Origin of the sequence: Megamonas sp. Calf98-2 (genome assembly GCF_900110235.1) — a bacterium.
Lineage (GTDB): Bacteria > Bacillota > Negativicutes > Selenomonadales > Selenomonadaceae > Megamonas > Megamonas funiformis.
Genome location: NZ_FOCY01000047.1, coordinates 1 through 9648 on the forward strand (window position 1 = coordinate 1; position 9648 = coordinate 9648).

Here is a 9648-nt window from a genome sequence, read left to right on the forward strand (position 1 = left end):
TAAAAATTCTTGAATATAAAGCGAGAGAAATTGGCTCAATAGTGCAAAAGATAGATAGATACTATCCAAGTTCGCAAATTTGCCATGTTTGTGGTACAAAAAATCCTGAAACTAAAAATTTGGCAGTTCGTGAGTGGATTTGCGCAAAGTGCAAAACCAGCCACGATAGAGATAGAAATGCTGCTATAAATATATGGAAGGTTGGGGCATCAACCTTCTTTGGAGAGATATAGTAAGACCTGCTATTTTAGTAGGCAAGTATCGTTTGTATCTAAGAATCCCCTGCCTTTAGGCATGGGGAGTATGTCAAAAGCTAAACCACAGAAAAGTGTTTTAGATATTGATAATAAGAAGATTTATATTTATGCTGTAACTTTAGAAAATTTAAAAGCTGATATGGTCTATGATTATAGATTGGGTTTTGAAAATAATCGCAGTGATTGGTATAAATTAAAAACAGCAAAAGAAAATAATAATAAATTCAAGGCTTTGATTTTCCCTGATTCTCAATCAAATGATTATACTGAATGGGAATCACTAGCAATGAATGCATGGCAAAATAATCAAGATAGTGATTTTTTCATAAATATGGGCGATTTAGTAGATAATGGATATGATTTAGTGCAGTGGAATGGCTGGTTTGATGGCGTAGAACCAATGGTAAATAATATACCAGTAGCACCAGTGCAAGGAAATCATGAAACTTATACTACTGATTGGCAAGTAGCTATGCCAAATGTGTATTTAGAAATGTTTAAATTACCAACAAATGGAAATGATAAATATCAAAATCAATATTATTCATTTGATTATGGTGATGTTCATTTTACTGTGATTAATACTCAAGATGATGAAATGGCAGAATTTGAGCCAGATTTATTAAATGAACAGATTAAATGGCTAGAAAATGATTTAGCTACTACAGATAAAAAATGGAAAGTTGTATTAATGCATAGAGATATTTTAAATTATGGCAGAGATGCAAAACCATTAGGTGATGAAATAAGCTTTTCCAGACATGGTGAAATCTATATGCCGATATTTGATAAATATGATGTTGATGCAGTATTAACAGCATATTTACACACTTATAGACGCAGAGCTTTAATCAGAGATTTTGCACAAAATGAACAGGGAACATTGTATATACTCACAGGCGTAGCAGGTAATGTGCGTTATCCAAGTTTATGGCATAAAAATCCACTTGATGAATATGTACCACCACAACCAGAAACTAATAATTATTTAGTTTTAGAAGCTGATGAAAATAGTTTAACTTTTAATTGTTATTTGCCAGATAGTACACAGATAGATACAGTTACTTTGACAAAATAATAATATATTAACAATAAAATTTATGGTATAATGAAAAACATTGATATTTAGTATAATACATAAATAGCGAGGTTTTAAAATGTTACCATTAAATTCTCAAAAGGCTTTATTTTCTGGAGAAGAAGCAAATGTAATAAGATTTGCTTTAAGTATTTTTTTACAGACTGATTTTGCTGGATTGACTTCAAAAAAAGAAGAAGAAAAAGCAAAAGATTTAGCACATTTATCTTTAGATAAATTTACTAATCGTGTAAATGATTTTACATTTAAAGAACTTTGTGTAATGGCTGGTGCTGTGGATAATTTGATCGCTTTAATTGAAGATGGCGAAACTTTTGGTATTAGTGAAACACAGATGAGAAATTGTAAATTCTTTTTACCAGCAGTAAAACAAAAATTAATAGAGCTTGTAAAATAAAAAGGGCTTTCTACAAGATTTTTTATCTATGTAGAAAGCTTTTTTATAAATAATTTTTTATTTTTAGATAATATTGACTAATTGAAAAAATGATTGTATTATAATTATAGTTTTTAAAAATCAAGTAAAACGTTTTATTAAAATAGATAAAAATAAAGGAGAAGTTATTTATGAAGATTTTAAATTTCGGTTCGTTAAATATTGATAAGGTTTATGCTGTTGAAAAAATTGTAAAAGGCGGAGAAACTATCGACTCCGTAAGTTTTAGTGAAAGTGTAGGCGGTAAAGGTTTAAATCAGTCAATTGCCGTAGCTAAAGCTGGCGGAAATATCATGCATGCTGCTTGTGTTGGTAAAGATGGAGAGATTTTATTACAAGCTTTAAAAGATAATAATGTAGATACATCTTTGATTAAAACAGTAGAGACAGCAAGCGGACAGGCTATTATTCAAGTTGATAAACATGGACAGAATTGCATTATTTTATTCCATGGAGCTAATTATGAAGTGGACAAAGCTTATATTGATGAAGTGATGCAAGATTTTGCACAAGGTGATATTTTAATTTTACAAAATGAAATTTCCAATATTGATTATATTATTGAAGTAGCAAAAGCTAAACAAATGAAAATTTATCTAAATCCTTCACCAATCAATGAAAACCTTAATAAATATAATATGCAGGCAATAGATGGAATTTTTGTCAATGAACATGAAGGGGCATATTTAGCTGGTAAAGAAAAAGTTGAAGATATATTAGATAGTTTAGCTAGCAAATATCCTGAATTAGAAATTATTTTAACTTTTGGTGATAAAGGTGCATATTATCGTCATAAAGATATAAATATTTTCCAACCTGCATATAAAGTTGATGCTGTAGATACAACAGCTGCTGGAGATACTTTTACAGGCTATTTCATTGCTTTAAGACAACAAGGTAAATCTATTGAAGAAAGTTTACAAAAAGCAAGCAAAGCATCTTCAATTACAGTATCAAGAAAAGGAGCAAGTATTTCTATTCCTAAAATTGCAGAAGTGGATTGAACTGAAAAAACATTTTTTCTATAATATTTATAAATAAATAATAAAGGTTTGAATAAATATGAAGTCACGTGTTACTATCAAGGATATAGCACAAAAAACAGGTTTTTCAGTTACAACAATTTCTTTGGTATTAAATGATAAAGCAAATCATATTCCTCGAGAAACAAAATTAATCATTGCTAAAGCTGTAAAAGAAATGGGATATAGACCAAATAAGATGGCTGTAGGCTTAGTAAAAAAACAAAGTAATATTATTGGTTTTGTATTACCGGACATTAGAAATCAGTTTTTTTCATATACAGCTAAAGTTTTAGAAGATGAATGTCATAAATACGACTGGAATTTATTGATTTGTAATTCAGATAATAATCATAAACAAGAATTAAAGCATTTAAAAATGCTCTGTGATTATATGGTCGATGGTATCTTTTTAAGTATGGCAGCTAATAGCACGGAAAAAGAAGTTGAAGAAACCATAAATTTTTTAGAGGATAATAAGATACCATATTGTCTAATTGACCGTGATATGTTTGATATTGGCAAATATAAAATCAGTGTTGATCATTTGCAAGGTGCATATTTGGCGACAGAACATTTGATAAAATTAGGGCATAAGAAGATAGGCTGTATAACAGGACCTTTAATTTTAGATGATGCACGACAAAGACTAGCAGGCTATAAACAAGCATTGAAGGATAATGGTATAAAAATAGATGAAAATCTAATTTTTGAAGGTGATTATTCTTTTGAAAAAGGGAAAATAGGCTGTGATAATTTATTAGCGAAAAATATAACAGCAATATTTGCAGCAAATGATTTCTCGGCTATGGGGGCGTTAGCTAGTATCAAAGAACATAATTTAATAGTACCTAGAGATATTTCTATCGTGGGTTATGATGATATTGCGTTTGCGTCATTATTAGAAGTTCCTTTGACAACAGTTCGTCAACCGATAGATGCAATTGGACAAAAGGCAACAGAAGTAATTAATCAATTAGTAAATAGTGAGGAAAATATAGATAGTAAAATCATTATTTTAGAACCTAAATTGATTGTTAGAAGTAGTACAAAAGCTATAAGTTAAAAAATTAAGTATATCTAAAGATACTTAACTAATATATAATTTTCCTGAATAGATATGCATGAATTTTTGATTTAAATTTAATATAGATTTAATAAATCTTACCTATCATACTATAAAATAGTATGATATAATAAAAAGAAAGAATTTATGTATGTTTAAGGAGAGGATTTTAATGGCAAATCCAGCTATGAAAATAATAGGCAAGGCGTCTACAGAATATGTAGATTCTCCTGCCACTTTGAAAGGCACGATTACAAAGGCATTTGGCTTGACACTTGTTACTATTGCATCAGCAATTGCTTCAGGTGTATTTTTAGCCAATAGCCCAGCTGCTTATGGTGTATTGATATTAGGTATGATTGTGGGTGTAGTTTTAACACTTGTTACTTGCTTTAAACCACATTTAGCACCAATGACAACACCTGGCTATGCCGTTTTTGAAGGTGCAGTGCTTGGTATTATTTCTGCTCAATTTGAAAGAATGTATTTTGGTATTTCTGCTATTGCAGTAGGAATTACTTTGGCTACAATGATTTTAATGCTTGTCTTATGGAAAACACGTATTATAAAAGTTACAGAAACAGTACGTTCTGTGATTATTTCCATGACAGGTGCTGTAGCGATTTTCTATTTCGTGAATATCATTGCAAGTTTATTCGGTTTCCATATGATGCCAACAAGTGGTATTTTTGGTATAGCAATTGGCTTTATTATCGCAGGTGTAGCAGCATTTAATTTGCTTTTAGACTTTGATAATATTGAACAAGCTGTAGCTTATGGGGCTCCGAAGTACTATGAATACTTCTGTGCTTTTGGTTTACTCTTAACTCTTGTATGGCTCTATATCGAGATTTTAAGACTTTTACAGATGATTATGGCTATGTTTGGCAATGATGACTGATAAATAAAATGATTAAAGATTAATAAAAAAGCTATTTGAGATTATCCTATATTTTGGGTGCACATCAAAAATGGATATATGCTCAAATAGCTTTTTTATTTGTTAATTATTAAATATGAAAGAATGTAAATACTAAAAATCCGATACAACTTGCAATAATACCTGCACAAGAAGGCATGAAATATCTTTTTCTAACTAAGCAATAAAAAAGGCTGATGGTAAAAATAGGAATGAAGATAAAAGGTATACATAAACCTAAAATCATAGCTATGGTTTTGTTAGCTAGAGCAATTACAATTAGAGGTAAAATATTGAATAAATGTCTAAATTTTCTTAGCTTGAGACTATATTTATACATTAAGAAGATACCTAGTGGATAAAATAAAAGCCATGTAATGATGATAAATGAATCTTTTTTATAAAATTTATCTTGTTTTATATTAGCAAGATATAAATCTGTTTGTTCTTTGTGAGTATCACCGAAATTGATTAATTTTTTAGTTAAAAAGTTTGGTGCTTGTTTGTTAGAGTTCTCCATGATAATATTCATCTCTTTTCATAACTTTTTAGTAAATTTCATTGGAAGCTTAGCGTAATATTATTTAGATTAATAAAATAGAATATCACTGTAATTTAATAGAGAATGATTAATTGCAAATAATTTATATTTGATGATTTATCAACATTAATAATTAAAAACTTCTCTAAAAGATTAGCTTCTTGATTAGTACATTAGTTAGCTTGAAAATAATATGTTTAATTGTCATTTTAGTGAAATACTTATTTAATTAATCTTTGTGGATATACACTCCTTTGAAATTTATTAATAGTTTTAAGAGATTTGTTAGAAAAAGGGATATTTGATTTGTTTTTATCTAAGTATAAACTAATGTACTATTTAAAGTATATTCGTTTTATTCTAATAATTCAATTAAATTTTCAAAAATGATTAATAAAAAATAAAAAGACTTAGTTTATTAAATGAAAAACTAAGTCTTAATTAAAATTTTAATTGATTAAATTTAATATTTTATGGTTTACATACTTTGCAAGGTACATATCCATAGCTAAAAGCTTCTTCACGACTACTAAAATATATGGCATTACCAGGATTGATTTTTTTAGCCCAGCGACAATCTGTATAGTGAAATTTATTGCTTTGAGATGAACCAATATAAGTTGTAGCTGTTGCTATATTTAAGGTCATCAATAAATTAATTAACTAAAGTTAATAAAATAATGGCAGTTTTCTTTTTAGTTTGTTTAAACATAAAATACACGTCCTTTGTTATTTTAATATAAGTTTCTCATATGAGGATGTTCTTGTATATGACATTCACGACATAACGCAATCAAATTTGTTTGGCGTAAATCTTGTTTATTACCATTTATGTGATGGACATGTAGTAATTTATGATCATGTGAACAATCTTTACCACAGCGTTCACATTGATAATGACATAATTTCCTGTGTAATTCAGAAACATGCTCCCAATTGTCAGGATAAATATTAGTTTTTGCACTATATTCATCATGTTTAGGCATATCGTGGAAAGAATAATCGCTGTTTTGTACATTAAAAAATTCTTTTAATGAAAATTCATTATAAATTTTATCTTTTTGTGCTTTAGTGGCGTATCTATATCCTTTATAATTTAATGTACTTAAGCAATATCTACAAACATGAAGTTTTTGTTCAGATTCATATACTTTATTATTACTTCCAATTGCTCGAACTAAAAGTACATCATCTTGTCTAGTTGAAACGACATATTTTTCATATTTTCCACTATTAAATATAGTTTGTAATGTTTGGCACCAAGACAAATGAAATTTATAAGCAGATTTATAATTTTTTAAAGCATCTTCAGGTTGTCCATACATAGCTTGATCACGTATATATAATAGAACTTTAGTATTTTTATAAAATAGTTCATTATTTTTAATTGAGAAATTTTTATCTAATGGAGTAATTGTTATACCAGATATTTCGATAGTTTCCCAATCTGTATTAAATGAAAATTTACCAAAATTCTTATCGACTATTAATTTATTATCAATATTCATATTGTCTCTTATATCGCTAAATATATCAGAAAAATTTATATTTCTAAGTAAAGTCATTCGAATCTATCCTTTATTAATTCATCCATTGTATCTTCAGCTTTTGTTCTAATCCTAAATTCAACTCTACGAGATTTATCAGGATTTTCAACACCATTTTCTTTTATTCTTTGACTATAAGAAAGCCCATTGGCGGTAATTTTTTCAATTAACCATTCTTGTTGATTAGTAACGGCTGGAAGAGTAATAGTATATTCTAGTACAGTTCTTGTACGAGCCTGTGAAAGTTCCATATTTTTGAAATAAGCATCCATTGTACCATGTTGACCATTCCATTCAGATGAAGTGTGTCCCTCTATACGAATTTCTTGAATATCATTTCCATATTTTTGAGATAGTATTGTAATATATCGAGGAAAAAAGTCATCTAATATGGCTTTGAATTTTGGATTTATTTCTTTAGAACCAGTAGCAAATAATACATCAGGTTCTTGGAATCTTATAGATAATGTTTGTGGATCGATTTCTGCATCCCATTTTGAAAAATCATTTTTAAATTCATTATATAAATCGTTATAGATGTTAACTTTTACATCTCTATAATCAATAATGAGATGGTTCATAGTATCTTGTTGCTGTTGTACTTTTATCATAAAAGCAATTGCTATAAATAAGAAAATTATCATTAATGCAGACATCATATCAGAAACAGACATCCAATAATTTTCAGTAACTTTAAATTTACGTTTTTGCATAATAAAACATCACCATACTTAAGATATTCTTCTACTAATTTGTACTACTTCTCTTAATTTTTCTGCTAATGGAATATAATCTTGGGCAAATTTATTTGAGATTAAAGCTAATTGATTAGCAAATTGTTTCATTGATTCACCCATAACATCTTCAAGATTTTTATTTACATTTTCTGTAGTTTTACGAAGTGCTTCTGTGTTTTGTTTATTCATTTCTACTAATCTATCAGAAATATTTTGTGTAACTTCTAAAGCACTACGTTCTAATTTATCTGTAGAAGCACTTATAGCTCTATTTGTTTTATCAAAAGCATTATTTAATTCACTTTCATGAGTATTAATCATTTTAATCATGCTATCGGAAATATCTTTTAGTCGTTTTAGCATATTTTGAATATCTTTGTCTAATTTTTCTATAGCAGAAATAGATATTTTTTCAATATTTTCATTCATAACATTGATTTGTTTTTCAATTATATGGTTAGTTTTATTATTTAAATCATTAAGATTATCTTTAAATTTAATATTGACATCATCTAGTTTATTTTTTAAATCTTTATGAAAATCAGTTACATTTTTTTCAAGTGTAGATGTAGTATTTTCAATTGCTTTATTAGTTGCATTAAATGATTGTTGTAATATAGTATCATGATGCTCTAGATTATTAACTACATTTCCTAAGTATTGATCTATACTTTCAGTTGCTTTATTTGATAAAGAAGATATTTCTTTAGCGGAAATAGCAACACTATCTTGAGCTTCTTTTAAATATTTATCCATATTTTCAGTAGCGTTATTTGATAAAGAAGATATTTGTTCAGATGTTTTATTAATGCTATTTTGAGTTGTTGCTAAATAGTAATCGATATTTTGAATAGCTTTTTGAGCTAATTCTGTTGTTTCCTGTATAGATTTTGTCATATTTTCTTGAGCTAAATTATGTAGTTTAGCTATCTGTTCATGAGCTAAAGAAGATGACATAGTTATATTATTAGTAGCTTGTGTCAATGTTTCATTTAATGCAGGTATGAATTGTTTTGCTTCTTTAGAAATTTCTACTAGTGTATTTAAAGGAAACAAGCAATTCTTCTTGATATTTTTGAGCTGTTAAAATTATATTTGACAATAATTGAGCAGATTCTTGTATACTATATGAATTATTTGCCATATCTTTTAATGAAGATTTTGCTTGTTCAATACCTTCAAAAATCACTTTTTGATTTTCTGTTACTTCAATAATAGTATTTTTATATTCTTCTTGCCATACAAGTAATTTACCTACAGCAATATTAAGTTGCTTAAAGTTTTCTCCAAATTGTTCTTGAATCTTAGTATTAAAATCTTTAATAGTTTCTTCTAAAGCTTTAATAAATGCTTTTGAATTATTTTCAGCCATTTGATGAGCAAATTCATTGAAAGCAGATATCATTCCTTCACGCATAAGTTGTATTTCTGAACGAGTTTCTTTTTCTTCATCAATAATAGCAATTCTTAAGTTTTTTAATTGTGATAGTAATGTTGTATCACTTTCGCCAGAAATAGATTTACTCATAGTATTAATTGCATCAAGAAGATGTTTATCTAATTTGATTTTTTCTTCATGATAATTAGTGTTATGTATATTTTGCTCTTGAAGCGTTTGTATTAGTTGAGTATTAAATTTTGTGGTTTCAATATTTTTTTCTTGCAAATATTCTATTAATGTAGCAATAGTAGCGTTTTCATCGACTTCATCTAATGGTTGAGATAAGTCATATTCTTTTTGTTTTTTTCTTTGCCACCATTTTGTTCCTAATGAACCAGCCATACCAACAATAGAAGTAAAAAATGCAGATTTCATACCATCTAATAAAGCTGGTACACTTTTTTCGAGGTTATGTGTATGATGGATTGTATAATGAAGTGCGACACCTAGAAAAATAAAAAACTCACTATGAATTTTCGTGTAAAATAAAGTTACCACACCAAATCCACACGAAAGGAAAATTCATAATGAGCTATCATCATCTTACCATATCTGAACGTATTCGTATAGAGGTTCTTTCTAT

The 9648-nt window shown here is 27.9% G+C and carries 12 protein-coding genes; 6 read left to right on the forward strand and 6 right to left on the reverse strand.

What is annotated here, in order from left to right; translation table 11 throughout:
- From BMX03_RS10460 to BMX03_RS10485, 6 genes are all read left to right on the forward strand, one after another.
- On the forward strand, positions 1-233 hold a 233-nt coding region (locus tag BMX03_RS10460; RefSeq protein WP_019000020.1), incomplete at its 5' end, for a zinc ribbon domain-containing protein.
- 70 nt (positions 234-303) lie between these two features.
- Positions 304-1335, forward strand: coding sequence for a purple acid phosphatase family protein (locus BMX03_RS10465; RefSeq protein WP_255361488.1), 1032 nt, complete (start codon positions 304-306; stop codon positions 1333-1335).
- Positions 1336-1414: 79 nt separating this feature from the next.
- Entirely contained in the window at positions 1415-1753 is a 339-nt protein-coding gene (locus tag BMX03_RS10470) for a hypothetical protein (protein WP_015563354.1), read from the forward strand.
- A 170-nt stretch (positions 1754-1923) separates the two neighbouring features.
- Positions 1924-2796, forward strand: coding sequence for a ribokinase (locus BMX03_RS10475; RefSeq protein WP_091695290.1), 873 nt, complete (start codon positions 1924-1926; stop codon positions 2794-2796).
- Positions 2797-2854: 58 nt separating this feature from the next.
- Positions 2855-3880 (forward strand): LacI family DNA-binding transcriptional regulator, encoded by a 1026-nt coding sequence (locus tag BMX03_RS10480; protein ID WP_091695292.1) that lies wholly within the window; start codon positions 2855-2857, stop codon positions 3878-3880.
- Between the two features lie 172 nt (positions 3881-4052).
- Positions 4053-4781: a Bax inhibitor-1/YccA family protein gene (locus BMX03_RS10485; RefSeq protein ID WP_008537597.1), complete on the forward strand. Its 729-nt coding sequence runs from the start codon at positions 4053-4055 to the stop codon at positions 4779-4781.
- A 109-nt stretch (positions 4782-4890) separates the two neighbouring features.
- Here BMX03_RS10485 and BMX03_RS10490 read toward each other — a convergent pair whose 3' ends face one another.
- The 6 genes from BMX03_RS10490 to BMX03_RS11185 form a co-directional block, all read right to left on the reverse strand.
- On the reverse strand, positions 4891-5319 hold the full coding sequence (locus BMX03_RS10490) for a hypothetical protein (RefSeq protein WP_234970781.1): 429 nt from the start codon (positions 5317-5319) through the stop codon (positions 4891-4893).
- A 492-nt stretch (positions 5320-5811) separates the two neighbouring features.
- The gene (locus BMX03_RS10495; RefSeq protein WP_255361489.1) at positions 5812-5988 is read right to left on the reverse strand and encodes an Ada metal-binding domain-containing protein; all 177 of its coding nucleotides are present in this window, start codon (positions 5986-5988) and stop codon (positions 5812-5814) included.
- 86 nt (positions 5989-6074) lie between these two features.
- A complete protein-coding gene (locus BMX03_RS10500) occupies positions 6075-6905 on the reverse strand; it encodes an HNH endonuclease (protein ID WP_091695295.1) in 831 nt (276 codons plus the stop codon).
- Positions 6902-7600: an OmpA/MotB family protein gene (locus BMX03_RS10505; protein ID WP_091695297.1), complete on the reverse strand. Its 699-nt coding sequence runs from the start codon at positions 7598-7600 to the stop codon at positions 6902-6904. The genes BMX03_RS10500 and BMX03_RS10505 overlap by 4 nt, the downstream gene beginning before the upstream one ends.
- Before the next feature lie 18 nt (positions 7601-7618).
- Positions 7619-8680: a hypothetical protein gene (locus tag BMX03_RS10510; RefSeq protein WP_091695300.1), complete on the reverse strand. Its 1062-nt coding sequence runs from the start codon at positions 8678-8680 to the stop codon at positions 7619-7621.
- The gene (locus BMX03_RS11185; protein WP_091695303.1) at positions 8646-9563 is read right to left on the reverse strand and encodes a hypothetical protein; all 918 of its coding nucleotides are present in this window, start codon (positions 9561-9563) and stop codon (positions 8646-8648) included. Before BMX03_RS11185 ends, BMX03_RS10510 begins: the two co-directional genes overlap by 35 nt.
- Between the last annotated feature and the right edge of the window lie 85 nt (positions 9564-9648).